General features: G+C 18.6%; 16 protein-coding genes and 1 pseudogene. 12 read left to right on the top strand and 5 right to left on the bottom strand.

All coding sequences use genetic code 11. From position 1 onward, the window contains the following. Positions 1 to 8: 8 nt before the first annotated feature. The 4 genes from DH96_RS00165 to ruvA form a co-directional block, all read right to left on the bottom strand. Positions 9 to 992 (bottom strand): NAD(P)H-dependent glycerol-3-phosphate dehydrogenase, encoded by a 984-nt coding sequence (locus DH96_RS00165; RefSeq protein ID WP_066539783.1) that lies wholly within the window; start codon positions 990 to 992, stop codon positions 9 to 11. Next, positions 989 to 2,338, bottom strand: a complete 1,350-nt coding sequence (der, locus tag DH96_RS00160) for a ribosome biogenesis GTPase Der (RefSeq protein WP_235590193.1) — start codon at positions 2,336 to 2,338, stop codon at positions 989 to 991. The genes DH96_RS00165 and der overlap by 4 nt, the downstream gene beginning before the upstream one ends. Before the next feature lie 380 nt (positions 2,339 to 2,718). Continuing rightward, positions 2,719 to 3,708: a Holliday junction branch migration DNA helicase RuvB gene (gene ruvB / locus DH96_RS00155; protein WP_066539780.1), complete on the bottom strand. Its 990-nt coding sequence runs from the start codon at positions 3,706 to 3,708 to the stop codon at positions 2,719 to 2,721. 26 nt (positions 3,709 to 3,734) lie between these two features. Further along, entirely contained in the window at positions 3,735 to 4,298 is a 564-nt protein-coding gene (gene ruvA, locus DH96_RS00150; protein ID WP_066539777.1) for a Holliday junction branch migration protein RuvA, read from the bottom strand. A 273-nt stretch (positions 4,299 to 4,571) separates the two neighbouring features. Between ruvA and DH96_RS00145 the strand changes: the two genes are divergently transcribed. The 4 genes and pseudogenes from DH96_RS00145 to DH96_RS00130 all read left to right on the top strand — a co-directional run bounded on the left by DH96_RS00145 (position 4,572) and on the right by DH96_RS00130 (position 11,317). Next, the gene (locus DH96_RS00145; RefSeq protein ID WP_066539774.1) at positions 4,572 to 7,607 is read left to right on the top strand and encodes an RNA polymerase beta'' subunit family protein; all 3,036 of its coding nucleotides are present in this window, start codon (positions 4,572 to 4,574) and stop codon (positions 7,605 to 7,607) included. A gap of 79 nt (positions 7,608 to 7,686) precedes the next feature. Further along, positions 7,687 to 8,241 (top strand): helix-turn-helix domain-containing protein, encoded by a 555-nt coding sequence (locus tag DH96_RS00140; protein WP_066539771.1) that lies wholly within the window; start codon positions 7,687 to 7,689, stop codon positions 8,239 to 8,241. Between the two features lie 31 nt (positions 8,242 to 8,272). Beyond that, positions 8,273 to 9,038, top strand: a pseudogene (gene tpiA, locus DH96_RS02240) (triose-phosphate isomerase). Positions 9,039 to 9,079: 41 nt separating this feature from the next. After that, positions 9,080 to 11,317: an ATP-dependent helicase gene (locus tag DH96_RS00130; RefSeq protein ID WP_066539769.1), complete on the top strand. Its 2,238-nt coding sequence runs from the start codon at positions 9,080 to 9,082 to the stop codon at positions 11,315 to 11,317. 170 nt (positions 11,318 to 11,487) lie between these two features. Here DH96_RS00130 and DH96_RS00125 read toward each other — a convergent pair whose 3' ends face one another. After that, positions 11,488 to 11,901, bottom strand: coding sequence for a hypothetical protein (locus tag DH96_RS00125; RefSeq protein WP_066539766.1), 414 nt, complete (start codon positions 11,899 to 11,901; stop codon positions 11,488 to 11,490). A 754-nt stretch (positions 11,902 to 12,655) separates the two neighbouring features. Between DH96_RS00125 and rny the strand changes: the two genes are divergently transcribed. From rny to pdhA, 8 genes are all read left to right on the top strand, one after another. Beyond that, entirely contained in the window at positions 12,656 to 14,239 is a 1,584-nt protein-coding gene (gene rny, locus DH96_RS00120; RefSeq protein ID WP_066539764.1) for a ribonuclease Y, read from the top strand. A gap of 81 nt (positions 14,240 to 14,320) precedes the next feature. Continuing rightward, entirely contained in the window at positions 14,321 to 15,091 is a 771-nt protein-coding gene (locus DH96_RS00115; protein WP_066539761.1) for a TIGR00282 family metallophosphoesterase, read from the top strand. A gap of 27 nt (positions 15,092 to 15,118) precedes the next feature. Next, positions 15,119 to 16,009: a tRNA (adenosine(37)-N6)-dimethylallyltransferase MiaA gene (miaA, locus tag DH96_RS00110; RefSeq protein WP_066539758.1), complete on the top strand. Its 891-nt coding sequence runs from the start codon at positions 15,119 to 15,121 to the stop codon at positions 16,007 to 16,009. A gap of 2 nt (positions 16,010 to 16,011) precedes the next feature. Continuing rightward, positions 16,012 to 16,596 carry an elongation factor P gene (gene efp, locus DH96_RS00105; protein ID WP_066539755.1) on the top strand — a complete coding sequence of 195 codons (585 nt, stop codon included), beginning with the start codon at positions 16,012 to 16,014 and terminating at the stop codon, positions 16,594 to 16,596. 192 nt (positions 16,597 to 16,788) lie between these two features. Next, positions 16,789 to 17,484, top strand: a complete 696-nt coding sequence (locus tag DH96_RS00100; protein WP_066539753.1) for an ATP-binding cassette domain-containing protein — start codon at positions 16,789 to 16,791, stop codon at positions 17,482 to 17,484. Positions 17,485 to 17,554: 70 nt separating this feature from the next. Then, entirely contained in the window at positions 17,555 to 18,640 is a 1,086-nt protein-coding gene (locus tag DH96_RS00095) for a type 2 periplasmic-binding domain-containing protein (RefSeq protein WP_146735083.1), read from the top strand. 53 nt (positions 18,641 to 18,693) lie between these two features. Next, positions 18,694 to 19,443, top strand: coding sequence for an ABC transporter permease subunit (locus DH96_RS00090; RefSeq protein WP_066539748.1), 750 nt, complete (start codon positions 18,694 to 18,696; stop codon positions 19,441 to 19,443). Between the two features lie 354 nt (positions 19,444 to 19,797). Then, entirely contained in the window at positions 19,798 to 20,886 is a 1,089-nt protein-coding gene (pdhA, locus tag DH96_RS00085; RefSeq protein WP_066539746.1) for a pyruvate dehydrogenase (acetyl-transferring) E1 component subunit alpha, read from the top strand. Positions 20,887 to 20,891 lie beyond the last annotated feature (5 nt).

The raw sequence follows: 20,891 nt of genomic DNA, 5'->3' as shown, positions 1-20,891 counted from the left end.
ATGTTTTTTTAATAAAATTTTATTTTGTTAAATATTGTATTTATTATTTTTTTTATTGGTTTTTTTTTAAAAATTACTTGAAAACTACTATGAATAATTGGTAATTCAATATTTTTTATTTTGGATAATTTATAAAAAACTTTTAAATTATCTATTCCTTCGATTACTTGATTATTATTTTTATAAATTTCCTTTAATGTTTTACCTAAACTAATTTGTCTTCCTGCTTTATAATTACGAGAATTATTATTAAAAGCAGTAACTATTAAATCTCCTAAACCAGCTAAATTTATTGATGTATCTGGATTAGTTTTAAATAATAACAAAATTTTTTGCATTTCTTTAATACCGAAGGTAATAAAAGCTGCTTTTGCATTTTTATCAAAGAGTTCATTATCTAAAATACCACTAATTAAAGCTAAAGCATTTTTAAAAGCACTACAAATTTCACAACCTATTACATCTAAAGATGTATTAACTTGAAAGTATTCATTATTAAATAAAGAACAAACTTTTTTAGCAAAATTTTTGTTATAAGAAGCAGTAGTTAAAAAAGTTTTTTTTCTTAAAATAACTTCTTCAGCATGAGAAGGTCCCAAAAGGCAAGCATAATTTTTTATTTTATTTTTTTTAATTTCTTCTTGTAGTATTTTATATATTATTTTATTATTAATTATTTCAATACCTTTAGAAACATTAATAAAATTTTTTGGTTTTTTTATAATTTTATTTATTTTTTTTAATAAATTTCTAATTTTTTGTGCAGGAATACAAATAATTATGATATTTGAAAAATTTATAGCTTTTTCTAAATTATTAGAAACTTTAATGTTATAAAGTGGTAGGTTAAAAATAGGATGTTTTTGATTGTTAATTTTTTCTATATATTTTTCATTAATATCATAAATCAATATTTCATTTTGGTTATCTGTTAGTACTTGTCCTAAAGTAGCTCCCCAAGCGCCTCCACCAATAATAGTAATTTTTGTCATAATGATGTTTTACCTTCTTTTTTTTTAAATATAATTTTAAAAGATACCCCTTTTAGTTTTAAATTTTGTCTTAACTGATTTTTTAGAAATCTTTCGTAAGAAAAATGAATAAATTTTGGATCATTTACTAAACATAAAAATTCTGGAGGTTTATTTTTAATTTGTTTTAAAAAAAAGAATTTTGCTTTGCCGTTTTTATAAAAAGGAGGAGGATTTATTTGTATTGATTCATATAAAATATTATTAAGTGTTTTGGCAGAAGTAAAACTTTTATAATTATTAAATATTTCATCTATCAATGGTAAAAATAAATGAATTCTTTTTTTATTTTGAGAAGATAAAAAGATAATAGGAATATGTTTAAAAAAAGAAAATTTTTCTCTTATATTTTCTTCCATGAATTTTATGTTTTCTTTTTGAGAATTAATTAAATCCCATTTATTACCAATAATTATGCAAGCTTTATTATATTTTAATATTAAAGAAGAAATATTTTTATCTTGATCTGTTATTTGTTGGCTAATATCTAATAAAAAACAAACAATATCACTTTTTTCTACAATTTCTATAGTTCTTAAAAAACTATATTTTTCCTGTATTTCGCTGATTTTTCCTTTTTTTTTAAAACCTGGAGTATCAATTATATTATATATTTTATCTTTTTTTTTAAAAAAAGTACTAACAACATCTGTTGTTGTACCTGCTTTATTTTCAACAATCATTCTTTTTTTTGATAATAAAGCATTTTTAAATGTTGATTTTCCTACATTAGGTTTTCCTATTAAACAAAATTTTATTTCTTCTTCTTTTTTATTATTATTTTGAGATATTTTATTTTTAATATTTTTAAAAGAGATAATTTTATCTAAAATGTTTCCTATACCGATAGCATGTTGAACACTTATAGCTATTATATTTTTAAAACCTAAAGAATAAAAATCATATGTATTTTCTAATAATTGTTGATTATCTATTTTATTTACTGCTAAAATAATGTTTTTTTTACTTTTATGCAATAATTTTGCTATTTCCATATCTTCTTGAACTAACTTAGTTTTGCCATCTGTAACAAATACAATTAAATTTGATTCATTAATTGCAAATTCAGTTTGTTTCTTGATTTCTTTTTTTAAAGAAATATTATCAAATGTAATTCCTCCAGTATCTATTGCTATAAATTTTTTATTTAGCCATAATGCTTGAGCATAAATTCTATCTTTAGTTGTGCCTGATTTTTTGCAAATTATAGATAATCTTTTTTCTATTATTCTATTGAATAAACTAGATTTTCCAACATTAGGACGTCCCACAATTGCTACTTTGAAGTCAATTTTAAAATCATTCATAATTTATCTTTTTTTCTTAAAAATGAATAGTTATTTTTTTTGCGTATCAATAATAAAAATAGGATTTAGTTTTACACAAAAAATCTCTATAATTTTTTTTTTGTTTATTTTATATATTTTTTTTAATATAATTAAAATAAAAAATTAAATAATTTTGATTTTATCGATTAATATTATTTAAGTTTATATAAAAAAATAAATAATAATCATAAGTTAAAAAATAACAGAAATATTTATAATAATAAAATATAATAATTTTATTTTAACAAAATTATTTAATGATTATTTATTTTTCTTTTTTTTCTCTTATTATTTATTATAACATTTTATATTGTTTTTTTATTTTTATGATTATGAGAATATTAAATATTATTAATTTTTTATATATTTTTGGATTTTTTTTTAAATAAATTTATAGCTGCAAGAGTAGCTATTCTGCCTCTTGAAGTTCTTTTGATATAACCTTTTTTTATTAAAAAAGGTTCATAAACTTCTTCAATAGTTAATATTTCTTCACCTATTGTAGCAGCAATATTTTTAATACCTACAGGACCACAATTAAATTTTTGAACTAAATTTTCTAAATAAGTATAATCTATAGCATTTAATCCATTACAATCAATTTGTAATTGTTCTAAAGTTTTCATAGTAATTGTGTAATTAATAATTTTATTAGAATAAATTTCTGCAAAATCTCTTACTCTTCTTAATAGACGATTAGCTATTCTAGGAGTTCCTCTGCTTCTTTTAGCTAATTCTTTTAAAGCTTTTTCTTCTGTTTTATTACCGTAAACTAAAGATGATCTTTTTAAAATAAGTTCTAATTCTTTTTCATTATAATAGTCCAGTTTCAAAACAAGACCAAAACGATCTCTCAAAGGAAAAGAAATATGACCGAATTTAGTAGTAGCTCCTATAAGAGAAAAAGGTGGTAAATCAATTTGAATATTTCTTTTTTCGTCATTTTTACCAATAATAATATTTAACATATAATCTTCCATAGCGATATATAATACTTCTTCTACATTTTTAGGAATACTGTGTATTTCGTCAATAAATAATACATCACCTACTTGTAAACTACTTAGAATAGCTGCTAAATCTCCTATTTTGTCTAAATTCGAACCATTTACAGTTTTAAAATTAACTTTTAATTCATTAGAAATTATTTTAGCTAAAGTAGTTTTTCCTAAACCCGGAGGGCCATAAAATAATACGTGATCTAAAGATTCATTTCTTTTTTTAGCTGCTTTTAAATAAACATTTAAAATATTTTTAATATTTTCTTGACCTATGTATTCTTTTAATGTTTGAGGTCGTAAAAATGGTTCATCTTTAATATTTTTTGAAATTTTATCAATTATTTCCATATTTTCCCAACTTTTAAAATTATTATTTATTTTTTAGTTAAAAAAACTAATGCCTCTTTTATTATATTTTCTAAGTTTTGATTAAAATTTATTTTATTAGTTATAGATTCAATTTCTTTGTTTAAAAAACCTAAATTATTTAATGCTTCTTTAAGGTCTTCTTTTTTTGAAACTGATGTATTTTTTTCATCTAATGAAAAATAATTATCTCTGAAATGAAAAAGAATTTGTTGAGCTGTTTTTTTACCAATACCTGGGAATTTTAATAATTCAGATAAATCATTATTTTTTAAAGTTTGTTTAATTTGTTTTACAAAATCTGTATTTGTTATCATAATGGCACTTTTAGGACCTATACTAGGTATACTTATCAATTTTTTAAAAAGTTTTAACATGTCTAAATTAATAAAACCATATAAACAATTTATATTTTCTCTAACATAAAAATAAAGAAATATTTTTATTTTTTGATTTAAAACAAAAATATTATGTGGATGGTAGAATTGAATAATATAACCGATATTATTGTTTTCTAAAATAATATGATCTTTTTGTATTTCCGTTATGATTCCTATAAAATAATGATACATAATATTATAATGCTCCTTAATTAATTTTATTAATTAATTTCAACAATCTTAGTATTATTATATAGTAATCAAATTATCTCTACTACAATAATAAAAAAATTCTTTTTTAATAAAAAAATATCCATCATAAACAAAAAAATCTTTTGTATCCTATTAGTTTACTATTATTTGTGTATGGTATAATGAATAGGTATAAAAAATAATATATATTAAAAATATATAAAATATTAAAAAAACAAATTTATTTGTTTTATTTCGCGAGGTTTTATAAAAATGTTTTTAAATATTCAAAATGAAGAAAATAAAGAAAGAATATATTTAAAAAATTTTATTTTTGAAATAAAACAATTAGAACAAAAAATTTTAGAAAATGATTTTTTTGAAGATTTTGATAAGAAAAAGATTAATTTTTTAGTAGAAATACAAAATCCAAAAATAAATATTCAATTTCAAAAAGATATTATTGAACAAATTCAAAAAATTAATGATGAATATCAAGAAAATATTAAAAATATTAAAAAAAAACTTCAACAAATATCTAAAAAACAAAAAAAAATTATTAATAAAGAAGATATTATATCTACTAAGAAAGATATAACTTATAGTTCATTTCATAATGATTTCTATAAAAAAAACAAAACATATTTGGAATTTAAAAGCATAATTCAAAAAATAGATGAAGATTTTGAAAATTATTTAAAAAAAATATTAATTTTAGGAAAAAAATCTGTTTTAGAACAAGAACAACAAGAAAAGATTTTTGTAAATCAAAATAAAGAAGTTTCAAATAAAATTAGTGAAAAAAAAGAAAAAATAAAAAATTTTTTTTATCAAAAATCAGTTTTATTAAATGAAAAAATAAGAAAATTAAAACTGAATTATAAAGAAAAAATAGTAATTATTGATAATAAATATGAAGATATAATTCAACAAATACAACAAGATAAAAAAGAAGAAGATCTTTTAAACTTGTATATTAAGAATATTAATAATCATTTAGAAAATGATTTAAATTATCATAATAAAATTTTAATTCAACAACAAGAAGAATTTAATAAACAAAAACAAGATTTAGAAAAGGAACAAAATAATTTATTTATTCAAGAAAAATTAAGAATATTTTTTAATTTTAAGCAAGTTAACAAAAAAAATTATTATAACTATAAAAATTTTATAAAAAAAAAAATACAAATTGAATTTTCGAATTTTAAAAAAAAATATTTTTGGCGTAAAAAATATATATTTTTAAAATATTTTTATAATCAAAAAATAAATTTGATTTCCATTGAAAAAAAAAAAATAATACAAATGAAACAAGCACAAATTGAAACTAATATTTCTTTTCAAAATCAAGAAAAAAATATATTTAAAAATATTCTGTTACAACAATTGAATGACATAGAACTTGAATTTAGATTAATAGAAATAGATAGAAAATATAGCATTATAGAGTTGAATTCGGAAGAAGATCAATCCAAAAGTTCAATACTGTTCTTATTTCAAAAATCAGAAATTTTAGAAAAATTAAAAATAGAAAATTTAAAATATCAAAAAAAAATGTTATTTTTAAATAATAAACATGAAAAAAAAAAATGTCTTTTAAAAATGCAAATAAAAATAGAAAAAATAAACTTAAAATCTTTTTATTTTGAAAATATTATTAAAAAAAATGAAAAAATTAAAGAATTAAAAAATCAGAAGATATATTTAAAAAATAATCAAGAAAGTCAAATTCAAAAACAAATTATTATTTGTGAACAAAATAAATATGATTTTTTAAAAAGAGAAAAATTAATTAAAGTTCAATTTAAATATTTAGTAGAACAATATTTTGAAAATTATCAAAAAAATTTAAATGATTTGAATTTATTTTCTGAATATATGAATAATATAAAAAAAAAAGATCAAAGTTTATTTAAAGATATTAAATTAAAATTAAGTTCATATTTTTTAAATTTTAATTATAAAGAAGAAGATCAATTTTTTTTGAAAAAATTTTCATTTATTAATGAACTATATCAGCTTTTTATTGATAAATTAAAAGATAAACAATTTGATAATTATTATTTATGGGTGAAAAAATTATATAGTTTAAAAAAGATAAATTTACAAAAAAAAATTAATATGAATAATCATTTATTAGAATATTATGAAAAAAATATATTTTTATTAAGAAACATTATACAAAAAAATAAATCTTATTTTAATTTAAATCAAGATAATATTCTATTTTTAATAGAAAATAAAATGAAAAAATATGAAAGTTTTTATATTGTTTTAAAAAAAGAGTCTTTAAAATTAAATATTCAAAAAAAAAAAGATAATATAGATTATTATAATAAAATTAGTAAATTAAAAACAGAACAAAATAAAAAATTACAAAAAAATAATTTTTTTCAAAAAAAAATATTTTTATATTTAAATAAAATAGAAAAATTAAAAAATAAAAAAAGATTTGGAAAAAAAATTTGGTTATTTCTTTATTATAGAAAAATTTTAAATTATTGGTTTGATCTTTGTAAGAATATGGAAACATTTTATCCTAAATTAAATTTAGAATATAAAAATTTTCATAAATATCAAAAAAAATTTTTTCAAAATAAAGAAAAATATAAAAGAAAAAATTTTTTAGAATATACACAAAAAATAAGTTGTATATCTTATTTATGTAATGAAATTATTGAAGATATATATTTTTTTAAAAAAGAAAATATCATTTTTGAAATTAAACATAAAGCAATAGAATTAAATAAGAGTTTGTTTCATTTAACTCTTCAAACCGAAAATCAATTAAAAGAAATGAAAGAAAAAATGTTTTTACTTCAGTTAAATTTAAAAGAAGCGCAAGAAATAAATAAAAATATTTTTTTATCTGAAATAAAAAAAATAAAAGAAAAATATAAACATAATAAAAATAATTTATTATTAATTTTAAATAAAAAAGAAAAGATATATAAAAAAACTATTTTTTTAGAATCTAAAAAAAAAAAAATTAATTCAAAAATAAAACAAAAAGAAAAAGATAAAGTATTATCGATTTTTACTTATTATCAAAAAAAATATTTAAAAAACTATAAAAAATATTTAAAACAAAAAAATATTATTCAACAACAAAATTATAAAAATATAAATTTTTTATTATTGGAAAAAAAATTTTCTTTTTTGTTTTATAGATTATTAAATTGGTTTAAATTTTTAAAAGAAAAAAAAGAATTAAAAAGAAATACTAAAAAAAAACAAATAAAAAAAAAACAAAAGTTAAAAATGAATATTTATTTATATCAAAAATTTTACTTCTTTTTAAAATAATAATTAGTATTAACAAAAAATATTTTTTTCATATTAATATTTGAAAAAAATAAAAATTATACAAAAAAAGGAAAACAAAGTGAACATAGGATTAAAAATTAGAATTTTAAGACTTAATAATAAAATGACTCAATGCGAAATGGCTGAAAAAGTTAAAGTTACTAGTGGTTATATTTCTCAAATAGAAAATAACTTAATTACTCCTTCAATAAAAATATTATTTGATATATTAAAGATTTTTAAAATATCAGCATCAGATTTTTTCAAAGAAAAAACTAATATAGAGATAATTAATAAACCAGAAAATTTTTTATTAATGAATAATAAGGAATTAAAAAATAATATTTATTATATTTTTCCAAATATAATTAATTGTAAGATGGAATGTTTTTTAATAGAAATAGAATCACAAGGTCAAACTATGATTGAAAATTATTCTAAAGAGGAAGAATTTTATTTTATGTTAGAAGGAGAAGTCATTTTATTTTTAAATAAAAAACAACATTATATAACAAAGGGTGATGGTTTTTATTTATTAACTAATAAAGAATATTATTTATTTAATTATAGTTTTCAAAAATCTAAAATATTAAAAGTTGTTAACTGCTCTATGAGAAAAAAAAATATTAATTAAGAAAAAATATTATAAAGGACAATTAAAAGATATGAGAAAAATGATAATAGCAGGAAATTGGAAAATGAATAAATCCAAAGATGAAGCTTTAAAATTTATTTTTCAAATTCAAAATCAATTACCAAATAAAAAAAAAATAGAAACTATTATTTTTCCCCAAACTACTTTATTAGATGCTTTAACCAAAATAGAAGGTGAAAATTTAAAAATAGGTGCTCAAAATGTTTTTTATAAAGATAAAGGTGCTTTTACAGGAGAAGTTTCACCAAGAAATATTAAAAATTTAGGAGTTCAATATGTTTTGTTAGGTCATAGCGAAAGAAGGGCTTTATTTTAGTGAAAATGATGAAATAGTTAATTTAAAACTTTTAGCAGTTTTATCACATAAAATGAATCCTATTATTTGTATAGGCGAAAATTTAGAAAAAAAAGAACAAAATGAAACTCAATTTTTTTTAAATAAACAAATAGAAAATATTTTAAAAAGTGTTAATAAAGAATATGTTTCAAATATTATTTTAGCTTATGAACCTATTTGGGCTATCGGGACAGGAAGAAAAACTGATCCTATAAAAATTAATAATATTGTTAGAAATATTAGAATTAAAATTAGTTTATTATTTTCAAATGAAATATCAAAAAAAATTAGAATAATTTATGGAGGTTCTATTTCTAATTTAAATGCTGAATCTTTTCTTCTTCAAAAAGAGATAGATGGTATTTTAGTAGGAAAATATTCTTTAGAAGTAAAAAATTTTTTATCTTTAACTAAAATAGCTCAAAAAATAAAAAAATGAAATAATTAGTTTTTATTAAAATAAGGATTTAAGAAAAAAATATGTTTTTAAAATGGATACAAAACCTTAATGAAGAACAAAAAAAGATAATTCAACAAGACAAAAAATCAATTTATGTATTAGCTGGAGCAGGCACAGGAAAAACAAAAACTTTAACTGCTAAAATTATTTTTTTGTTAAAAAAATTAAAAATTAGACAAGAAAATATTTTAGCTATAACTTTTACTAATAATGCAGCTCAGGAAATGAAAGAACGTTTATATAAAATTTTAGAAGAAGATTTTTCTAATTTAAATGTAGAAACATTTCATTCTTTAAGTAATAAAATATTAAAAAAATATGAAAAAAAAACAAATTTAGATTTTAATTCTTATTTTAGTATTATTAATGAACAAGAAAGTAAAATCATTATTAAAGAACAAATTAAAAAATTAAAATTAGATAAAAATTTTTTTTCGGTTAATAAAATAAAAAATGCTATTTCTTACTATAAAACTCAATTATTAAGAAATCAAATATTTAAGAAAATAGGATTATTAGAAAAATTTAATATAGAAATAGAAAAAAAAAATTTATTTAATCGTACAGAATTTATTAGAAATTTTAATTATATTCAAAATATTTTTGTAGAATATCAGAATTTTTTAGTAAAAAATAATCTTTTTGATTTTGATGATTTAGTAATCAATAGTTATAAATTATTAAAAGAAAATAAATATATATCTGATTTTTATCAAAGTAAATTTCTTTATATTTTAATAGATGAATTTCAAGATATCGATATTATCCAATATCAAATGATGAAAATTTTAGGAAAAAATAGCATATTATTTGTTGTTGGAGATCCTAATCAAAATATATATAACTTTAGAGGTTCTGATATTATTTGTAGTAACTTATTTTTGCAAGATTTCAAAGCTTCTATATATCGTTTGTTTAAAAATTATCGTTCAACAGAAGAAATTTTATCAAAAGCTAATTTATTAATTGAAAATAATTATAAAACAGAAAAAATTTTTAAAAATCAGTTAAAAAGTGTTAAAGGCAATGGAAAAAATGTTTTTTATAAACATTTTTTAAATTCTTACTTAGAATCTCAATTTATAATTCAAGAAATTCAAAAATTAATGAAATATGATGAATATAATTATGGGGATTTTGCTATTTTATATCGTTTAAATGATATTAATAAAGATATTGAAAATCATTTAATAATGAAAAATATTCCTTATTTGATTCAAGGTTATATTTCTTTTTATAATAAAATTGAAGTAAAAGTATTTATAAATTATCTTAATGCAATTTTAAATCCTGAAAAAGATTTTTATTTAAAAAAAATTATTAATATTCCTTCTCGTAAAATTGGTTTAAAAACTATAGAAAAATTAGAGAATATATCTTTTCAAAAAAAAATATCTTTATTTAAAGTTATTCAAACTGAAGTAAAACAAAAAACTAAAATAGGTAAAAAAGTAGCTAATTTTTATAAAATATTTGAACAAATTACTAAAATTTTTCATAATGAAGATGAGTGTGATTTAACTAATGTTATTTTAATAATAGATGATATTATTGGTTATTCTTCTGCTTTTAAAAAACAAAAATTATTTCAAAACCTAATAGATATGAAACAAGAAGAAATTAAAAAAAATATAATAAGATTACAAAATATTTTTACTCAATATTCATTTCCTGATCAAAAAATAAATTTTTTTGAAAAAATCAATTTTTTATTATCTCAAATCAATTTATCTTATACAAATAATGTTTTAGAAAAACAAAACAAGGTTATTCTTTCTTCTATTCATAAAGCTAAAGGTTTAGAATTTAAAATAGTTTTCTTTATCGGTTTAGAAGAGAAAGTTTTTTTATCTAATAAAGAAAATATTTTTAATTATTATAATTATTCTTTATTAGACAAAAAAGAAGAAGAAAGAAGATTAGCTTATGTTGCTATTACAAGAGCTCAAGAATCTTTATATATTACTAGTGTTCAAAATAGATTTTTATTTGGACAAAATATTTCTTCCAAACCTATTTGTTTTATTGAAGAAATGAAATTAGAATCTTTGCCGAAAAATAATAGTTATTTTTCGAATAAAAAAGATAAACAAAAATTAGATAATATATATCATATATCTGAAAATATAGAACATAAGAATTTTGGAATAGGAAAGATTATTTCAATTTATGAAAATATTGTGATTGTATCTTTTTTACCTCCATATGGTATTAAAAAAATTTTGATAACACATCCTGCGATTAAAAAAATATTATAAAATTATTTTATTAAAAAAAATTTTTTATAATATTTATAATTTATATTTGTATATTTTAATTATGATTTTGTTTTATTTTTAATTTTAGTAAATTATTAGGTTTTTTTATTTAATATCAAAAGATTTTTTTATTTAATATAAAAAATATTTCAAATTTATTTCTTTTTTCCTTATAATTTTTTATTTTTTTGTTCGAATGTTATTATAATTTTATCGAATATTTTTATTTTTTTTTTAATATTTTCTATTTCTTGTTTGATCTTTTTTATTTCTTCATTTTGGGATATTTTTTTTTTATTTTGATATAATAATAAATCATATTTTTGTTGATATTGACTTTTTAGTTTTTGTAATTCTATATTTAAATCTTTTTTTTGTTTATTGTAGTAGTTTGAATCTTTTTCTTCTTTTTTATAAATTTTTTCTTGATAATAGTCATTTTTATTTGAATCAGATTTATTTTTATTTAAATAAAAATATTTGAGAGAAATATAAAATAAAATCATAATTATTGTGGTTAATGTTAATTTTAAACAAATATGTAAATTTTTTCTCTTTTTTTTATTTAATATATTTTGAAACATTTTTTTAAAATCCTTTCTTTTTTTATGATATTTTTTTAAAATTTTATTAAATATAAATAATTAATTAATTAAATTATGTTTATTTTTATTAAATTGTATTATTATAATTCAATTACATCAATGATATTTTTGAATTAATTATTTTAAAATTATACATAAACATAAAAATAAAGTTATTATAATAGTTATAATAGTAAAGTTGCAAAATATAGTTATATGTTTAATAGACAATAATTTTTTTTGATTTTAAATAAAATTTAAATAAAAATATTTTATTTTTTATGTTTTTAACCTTTTAAATAAATTTAATATTTTATTAAATTTATTTTTAAAAGAAAATAATTAAAATTTTAATTTTTTGAAATATTTAATTAAAATCAAAATTGTTTTTAAAAAAATACTGTTTTAGAAAAAGTTTATAATTTGTAATAATATAAATAGGAATATTATTTTCTTAAAACAAATTATTTTATTGTGAAAATAAATTATTAAGAATATAAGTAAATTATATTGAACACAATAAAAATGCAAGTTATGAATCATTTTAGTAGAATATATACATACGAATATAGAATAATTAATTTTCATTTTAATATGTTACTAATATATTATATAACTTTTGTAGCAATTCAAATATAAAAAAATAAAATAAAGATAGGATAATAAAAGAATCAATAAAATGAAATTATATTTAGCTAAAATATATTATTATCTAATAATTATTTAGAAATAAAATAGGAAAAAACGCATTTTAATGAAAAAAATAAAAATAATTTTAGTTATTATTTTGTTTTGTTTCGCTAGTGTTTGTTCTTTCTTAGGTACTTTTTTTTATTTTCTAAAACAAAAGAAAAAAATCGAAAAAAAAACAAAGCAAGCAGAAAAAAAAATTAAAGAAAAAATCCTAAAATCAGAAATAATTTTTTCACAAATGATATTAGAAGCTAAACAAAAAAATGATTTATTAAAAAAAGAAACAGAGAATGATTTAAATCAAAGAAGAAAAGTAATTGTTAATTTAGAAGAAAAAATAATTTATAAAGAAGAATTATTAGTTTCTAGAATAGAATATTTAAATAAAAAAGAAGAATTGTTATATCAAAGAGAACAAGAAATTAACAACATAAAAATTCATATTGAACAAATAAGAAACAAAACAAAAGAGATATTTCAACAACAGAAAAAAAAATTAGAAGAAATATCATTATTTACTCAACAACAAGCTAAATTAATTTTATTTAATGAAGCTAAAAAAAAAATTATTCAGGAAATAATGAATTTTGCAAAAGAAAAAGAAGAAGAATTCAAAATACAAGTTAAAAAAAAAGCTCAGACTTTATTAATTTATGCAATGCAAACATTATCAAAAAGTGATATTATTTCTGATAATAATATGAGTATTGTATTTTTGCCTAATGATGATATTAAAGGTAAAATCATAGGTAAAGAAGGTCGTAATATTAGAAATTTTGAAATCATAACAGGAGTAGATTTAATAATAGAAGATATTCCTAATACAGTGGTTTTAAGTTCTTTTGATCCTATCAGGAGAGAAACTGCAAAAAAAACTTTAGAAAATTTAATAAATGATGGTCGTATTACTCCCGCAAGTATTGAAAAAACTTTTAAAAAAACAATTTCTGAAATGGATACTTTTATTCAAGAAATTGGTGAAATTGCAGTTTACGAAACAAAAATAGGTATAGTTGATAAAGAGATCATAAATTTATTAGGCAAACTTAATTTTCGTATGAGTTATGGTCAAAATGTTTTAAATCATTCTTTAGAAGTAGCTTTTTTAGCTGGAAAATTAGCAGCTGAAATTGGCGAAGATGAAATTATTACCAGAAGAGCTGGTTTATTACATGACATCGGAAAAGCATTAAATCATAAAACAGAAGGAAACCATGTTAAAATTGGTGTTGAATTAGCTATTAAATATAATGAACCTATTGAAGTTGTTGATTCTATAGCCTCCCATCATGAAGATCAAGAACCTAATACTATTGTCGCTATTTTAGTCTCTATAGCTGATACAATTAGTTCATCAAGACCAGGAGCACGAAAAGAATCTATAGAAAATTATTTTCAAAGAATTAATCAATTAGAACAAATTGCTGATAGTATTGAAGGAGTAGAAAAATCATACGCTATTCGTTCAGGAAGAGAAATTAGAGTTATTGTTAAATCTAAAGAAATAAACGATTTACAAACTTTTATTATAGCTCAGAAAATAAAGAAAGAAATACAAAAAAATAAGAAAATTCATAATAATAGAACTATTAAAATAACAGTTATTAGAGAATTAAGAATAGAAGAAAAATTAGAATCAAATTAATATATACTGAAATGTTTAATTTATAAAATATAACTCAAATTTTATATTATTAATTGCAATTAATAAAAAAAAGGAGTCAAAATGAATATTCTTTTTATAGGTGATATTTGTGGTATTCCAGGAGTAGATTATTTAATTGAAAAAATAAATTTTCTCAAAAAATTCTATAAATCCGATGTTATAATAGTCAACGCTGAAAATGTTTCTAATGGAAAAGGCATAGATTATAATAGTTATCAAAATTTAATTCTTGCAGGTGTAGATATAATTACAATGGGAAATCATACTTGGAGTAATAATGAATTATCTAGTTTTATAGATTATACAAATATTATTAGACCTTTTAATTTTAAAAAAAAATATCCTGGTAAGGGTTTCAAAATAATTAGAAAAAATAAAAAAAGAATTTTAATTATGAATATTTTAGGAAGAATTTTTATGGACAGTCATAACTTATTATGTCCTTTTAGAGAAGTTGAAAAAATTTTACAAATTTGCAAAAATCAGTATGATTACTCTTTATTAGATTTTCATGCTCAAGCTACCAGTGAAAAAATGGCTTTAGCTTATCATTTTGACGGTAAAATAGATGCTATTTTAGGAACTCATACTCATATTCAAACTAATGATGATAGAATTTTACCTAAACAAACTTTATATATTTCTGATGTAGGAATGACAGGTTCTTTAGAAGGTGTTATTGGTTCTGATAAAAATATTATTATTAATAATTTTTTAAATGTCCATAATAAGATGAAACAAAAAATAGCTGAAGGAAAAAGACAGTTGAATGGAGTTTTTTTAAATTTAGGTAAAATTAAAAAAATAATTAAGATAAAGTTAAATGAATAATTTGTTATAATAAGTTAACAAAATATTATGAAAAAAAAAGTTATTATTATTGCTGGTCCTACAGCATCAGGCAAAACTAATTTATCTATTAAATTAGCTATTTTTTTTAAAGGAGAAATTATTAATTCAGATTCTGTTCAAATTTATAAAGAATTTAATATAGGAGCTGCTAAAATTAGCATAAAAGAAAAAAAGAATATTAAACATCATTTATTGGATAAAATTGGACTTAATCAAAAATATAGTATTTATGATTTTCAAAAGGATGTTCGGTCGGTAATACCTAAAATTAACATTCCTTTTTTAGTAGGAGGCAGCGGATTATACATTAAATCAGCGTTGTTTAATTATGAATTTCAAGAAACAATGAATAATAACAAAAAAAAAATATCAGAAATAAAATTAGATATTAATCAAATGTTAGAAATTATTGAAAAAAAAGATCCTAATTTAGTATTCGATAAGAAAAATCCGCATCGAGTTATCAGAGCTTTCCGAAATACTTTTCAAAAAACTTTAAGATCTGAAAAAATAGGAAAAAATATACCTTTATTTGATATTTTGACTCTTTATCTGGATATACCTCTTCCAATATTAAAAGAAAGAATTATTATAAGATTAGAAAAAATGTTAGAATTAGGCTTTATTGAAGAAGTTCAAAACTTAACAAAAAAATTTCCAAAATTTAATTTTAATATTATTGGTTATAGAGAAATAAAACTTTTTTTAGAACAAAAAATAGATTTATCTACAGCTAAAAGTTATATTATTACCAAAACACTTCGTTATGCCAAAAGACAAAAAACATGGTTTAAAAATCAATTTGATTCTTTAATAATTTTAGATGCTTTATGTTTTAATTTAACTGAAAAGGCTATTAGTTTAATTTCTAATTTTTTAAAAAAGGATAATAATTAAAAATGATTAATACAAATGATTTTAAAACAGGACAAACTATTAAATTGAACGATAAAATATATCAAATTATTGATTTTATGCATGTAAAGCCTGGTAAAGGAGCTCCTTTTGTAAGAAGTAAGTTAAAAAATCTTCAAACAGGAGAAATTATTGAATATATTTTTAATGCTGGCATTAAAATAGAAGCAGGTATTATTCATAAAATTAAGTTAAAATTATCTTATATATCTGGAGAATCATATTTTTTTATAAATATGACAAATTATGAACAAATAGAAATACCTAGGGATAAAATTATAAAGATTTTAAAATATTTAACTGAAGAAACAGATGTGGAAGTAGTTTATAACGAAAAAAAAGAAATTATAGATGTGATTATACCTAATAAAATTTCTTTAAGAATCCAAAAAACAGATAGTTTTGTAAAAAATAATAATTTTAAAAAAAATAATTCTTTTAAAACAGCTGTTTTAGAAACTGGTTTAGTTATAAAAGTACCTAATTTTATTTCAGAAGGAGAAAGAGTGATTATTAATACAATAACAGGAGTTTATTTATCACGAGATACAGGGAAAAAAGAAGATTAAACTTAATAAGTATTTTATTTAATAATAAATTATTTTTTAAATAAATAAAATAATTATATTTTTTATTAAAAAATATAATATAATTGAATAATTATATAGTATTATATATTTGGTTTAAATAGAATTAATATCGTAATATAAGCACAAAGAAATATATAAAAAAATTATAAATAATTTAGGTCTTTAATTATAATGATAAAAATTAGTAATCTTTATAAAACATTTTTTTATGATAGAAAATCATTAGTTGTTTTAAAAAATGTTAGTTTAGAAATCGAAGAAAAACAAATTTTTGGTTTAGTAGGTGATACTGGTTCAGGAAAAACTACTTTGTTAAATATTATGTTGGGTCTTTTACAACCTGATGTAAATTCCAAAACTTTGATTTATAGAAATTTTAATAGATATCAAAGCGCTATGATTTTTCAAAATTTTAATCTTTTGAATAATTTAAATGTGTTTGATAATATAGCTTTACCTTTGAAAATAAGAAAAAATTTTACGAAGGAAAAAAGAAAAAAAATTTTAGAAATGATAAATTTTGTTGAATTACAAGATTTTATTAATTATTATCCCAATAAATTATCCGGAGGACAAAAACAGAGAGTAGCTATAGCTAGAAGCTTAATTTATGAACCTAAAATTATTTTTTGTGATGAACCAACTTCATCTTTAAATCCTGGTACTGCTAAAAAGATTTTGCGTTTGTTTTATAAAATAAATAAAAAATTAAAAACAACCATTTTTTTAATTTCTCATGATCCTTATATTATCAAAATTTTATGCGATAAAGTAGCTATTTTAAATCAAGGTACAATAGAAAAAACTATCTTATTAAAACCATCTTATAATTTTGAAAATATTTCTTATCAAAAATTATTTAAATAATTTTACATATTTTAATTATTTTTTTTAAATATTTATATTGATTATATTTTATTTCTTATATAGTTAAAAAATGTTGTATTTGAAATTAAAAAAAGAAAGGCCTTATTTATTCATGTTTTTTTTAAATAAATTTAGTAAAAAAAGTAGATTAATATTATGTTCAATTTTATTTTTAATTATTTTTTTAATTGTTATTGGGATTATTATAAAAATAAGAAATCATAAAAATGATAATAATATGAAAAAAATAAAAATAGCAACTGCTTTAGAAACAACTAGAGCTTTCTTAGAGGATAATTTAAAACCTGAATTAAAGAAAGATAATATTGATTTAGAAGTAATTTATAAAGGAAATAGTTATAGAGAAACAAATCAATTATTACAAAATGACAAAGATGTTATAGCTATATTAGATTCTCATTTAGTTTTTGCTAAAAATACTTTACAAAAAAGTAATAATTCTATGTCAGAAGATGTAATGATTGCTCAACCTTTTTATTTGTCTAAAATAGGTTTTTATACATTAGATGCTAGAATTCTTCAAATACAAAATCAAATTCAATCTCAAATAAAAATAAATAATATAACAGATTTGCAAAATGCAATAATAAATTTATTGACTCAAAATCAACCAAATCAAGTTATAAATAAAATAAAAATATTAGTTTGTTCTGATCCTATACAAAAAGTTTTATCTTTTTTATTTTTGCAACAGATGGGTTTAATTCATTTAAAACAAGGTCTTCAAGCGGATAATGTTATTTTAAATCCAAATGATTTCAAAATTCCTAATCATATTGAAATAGTAGAAGAAATTAGTTTGAAGGAATTACATAATAAGTTTCAAAATGATAATTCTATTCATTTTTTCATTAATTATCCTGGTGTTTTAGGTACCAAAAAACAATTATTTAAGTTATTTACATCTTTAATCATTCCTTCTGATATTAAAAATCCTATTTATGATTATACAATTTCTTTAATAGTAAAAACAAAAGATATTAATTCAGAAAAAGTAAAAATATTAAAAGAAGCTTTGAGAAAACAACATTTAATTGACTATATGAATAAAAGAAATAGTTTATATTTGGAAATGATTCCTGTAGAAAAAATGGATCAAATTTCTGAAAGGATTAATCAAAAGTATAATTCTTAATTTTATTTTTTCAATAAAATATATTTTTAGGTTATTTATCGGAAACATATATAATGTTAAAAGAAAATTTTTTAAAACGTATTTATAATGTTCTTATTTATCCCAATAATAGTTTTTTTAATTTAAATAATAAAAAACCTTTTTTATTATTTAATAGTATTTGGGAAACTCTTAAAATTTCTATTTTATCTACTTTTATATCTTTTTTCATAGGATTAATTTTGAGTATTATTTTGTATTTATTAAAAATAAAAAAAGAAAGATTAATTAATAAAATTATTTGTTTTGTTATTAATAGTTTTATGAATCTTTTTTTATCTTTGCCTTTTGTGTTGTTAGTGTCACTATTGACAGATTTATTATTAGGACCTTATTTTAAAATTTTTTATGGTTTTAAATTAGGTCTTATTTGTTTAAGTTTAGTTTTAATTGCTCATAGTACACGTCATTTTGAACAAGTTTTTTTACAAATGAATTCAGAAATTTATAAAACTGCTTATACTTTAGGAGCAAATAGAATACAATTTATTAGATATTTTTTATTAAAAGAAGCTGGTGCTCATTTGATTTTAAAATTAAATACTATTTTTGTTTCTTCTATTGCTTATTCTAGTATTTTGCATATTACAGGTATAAAAAGTATTGCTTTTATTGCTATTATATATAGTGAATCTCATACTTTTGATAATTTTAAAAATTCTGATTTAGTTTTAGTTTGCCTTATTATTCTTTTTTTAATTATACAAATTTTTCATTTTTTAGTTATAAGAATTCATCGTCAGTTAGATAAATGTTTGAATTAAATTAAAATATTTTTATTTCATTTTATAATTTGTTTTATTTGTTTTATTTATATTTTTTATTTATTAATATCTGTTTGACAATAATTAAAAAATAAGTTAGAATTGAAAATGATGATATTTGTGTTATTATGTAAATTTTTTTATTTATTTTATTTGAAACTTTTTATTTTTTTAAAAAATTTGTGTTAAAAAAATATTATTTATTTTAAAAATAATTTTATTAAATATTTATAATTTTTTTAATTTGAATATTTTAATTTTTGTTATTTTTTTTATCTAAATAATTTTTTATTGATTTATATAAATTTATTGTTATAAAATATTTTAATTAAAAAAAGGAGAAATTAATTTTAAATGAAAATAATTGATTCATTCAATTCTTTTAATAAAAAAATGTTCCAAATATTGGATTTAGAAGGTAAAGTAATTAATTCTGATTTTGAACCTAAAATCAATAAACAAGATCTGTTAAAAATGTATAAAATAATGATTTTAACTAGAATAGCAGATGTTAGTGCAGTTAGATATCAACGTCAAGGTAGAATGCTTTCTTTTGTAATGAATCAAGGACATGAAGCAAGTCAAATAGGAACAGCTTCAGCTCTTAAAGAAAATGATTGGATATCTCCTTATTTTAGGGATTTAGGTATTTACTTATACAGAGATATTCCTTTGCATAAACCATATCTTTATTGGTATGGTAATGAAATAGGTTCAGATATTCCTGCATCTAAACATATTTTGCCTGTTAATATTATTATTGGTTCAAGTATTAATATAGGAGCTGGTTTAGCTTTTGCTAGCAAATTCCAGAATAAAAAAGAAGTTGTTGTTGCTACAATAGGGGATGGAGGGACAGCGCATGAAGAATTTTATGCCGGTTTAAATTATGCTTCTGTGTTGCAAGTACCTTTAGTAGTGGTGATTCAAAATAATCAATATGCTATTTCTACTCCTAGAAAAATTGCTTCTAAAACAGAAACTTTAGCTGAAAAATCATATGCTTTTGGTATACCAGGGTTACAAGTAGATGGAAATGATGTTTTAGCTGTTCATGCAGCTGTTAAAGAAATAGTTGAAAGAGCTCGTCAGGGAAATAGTCCTGGACTTATTGAGCTGGTTACTTATAGAATGGGCGCTCATACAACAAATGATAATCCTAATTTATATCGTGATAAAAAAGAAGAAGAAGAATGGCGAAAAAAAGATCCAATTTTGCGTTTTCAAAAATATTTATTAAATAAAAATATTTTAACTTCCGAATTAATTAATCAAATTGAAGAGGAAACTAAAAAATATGTTGAAAAAGTACAAAATGAGATTGAACAGTATGGAAATAAAGTTAAACCTATAGATATTTTTAAACATATTTATGATACAATGACATCTCAATTATTAGAGCAATATAATGAATATACAAATTTTTTAAAAAATAAAAAATGAAAAAA

The organism is Candidatus Phytoplasma oryzae (assembly GCF_003263355.1).
GTDB classification, from domain to species: Bacteria; Bacillota_I; Bacilli_A; order Acholeplasmatales; family Acholeplasmataceae; genus Phytoplasma; species Phytoplasma oryzae_B.
This window is presented reverse-complemented; position numbering and strand designations above follow the sequence as displayed.

Excerpts from the sequence above, each read along its gene's own strand:
- DH96_RS00100 (WP_066539753.1), top strand. The coding sequence starts at position 16,789 with ATGATAAAAATTAGTAATCTTTATAAAACATTTTTTTATGATAGAAAA.
- DH96_RS00095 (WP_146735083.1), top strand. The coding sequence starts at position 17,555 with ATGTTGTATTTGAAATTAAAAAAAGAAAGGCCTTATTTATTCATGTTT.
- ruvA (WP_066539777.1), bottom strand. The coding sequence starts at position 4,298 with ATGTATCATTATTTTATAGGAATCATAACGGAAATACAAAAAGATCAT.
- DH96_RS00130 (WP_066539769.1), top strand. The coding sequence starts at position 9,080 with ATGTTTTTAAAATGGATACAAAACCTTAATGAAGAACAAAAAAAGATA.
- der (WP_235590193.1), bottom strand. The coding sequence starts at position 2,338 with ATGAATGATTTTAAAATTGACTTCAAAGTAGCAATTGTGGGACGTCCT.
- DH96_RS00115 (WP_066539761.1), top strand. The coding sequence starts at position 14,321 with ATGAATATTCTTTTTATAGGTGATATTTGTGGTATTCCAGGAGTAGAT.
- ruvB (WP_066539780.1), bottom strand. The coding sequence starts at position 3,708 with ATGGAAATAATTGATAAAATTTCAAAAAATATTAAAGATGAACCATTT.
- DH96_RS00125 (WP_066539766.1), bottom strand. The coding sequence starts at position 11,901 with ATGTTTCAAAATATATTAAATAAAAAAAAGAGAAAAAATTTACATATT.
- pdhA (WP_066539746.1), top strand. The coding sequence starts at position 19,798 with ATGAAAATAATTGATTCATTCAATTCTTTTAATAAAAAAATGTTCCAA.
- miaA (WP_066539758.1), top strand. The coding sequence starts at position 15,119 with ATGAAAAAAAAAGTTATTATTATTGCTGGTCCTACAGCATCAGGCAAA.
- efp (WP_066539755.1), top strand. The coding sequence starts at position 16,012 with ATGATTAATACAAATGATTTTAAAACAGGACAAACTATTAAATTGAAC.
- DH96_RS00165 (WP_066539783.1), bottom strand. The coding sequence starts at position 992 with ATGACAAAAATTACTATTATTGGTGGAGGCGCTTGGGGAGCTACTTTA.
- DH96_RS00145 (WP_066539774.1), top strand. The coding sequence starts at position 4,572 with ATGTTTTTAAATATTCAAAATGAAGAAAATAAAGAAAGAATATATTTA.
- rny (WP_066539764.1), top strand. The coding sequence starts at position 12,656 with ATGAAAAAAATAAAAATAATTTTAGTTATTATTTTGTTTTGTTTCGCT.
- DH96_RS00090 (WP_066539748.1), top strand. The coding sequence starts at position 18,694 with ATGTTAAAAGAAAATTTTTTAAAACGTATTTATAATGTTCTTATTTAT.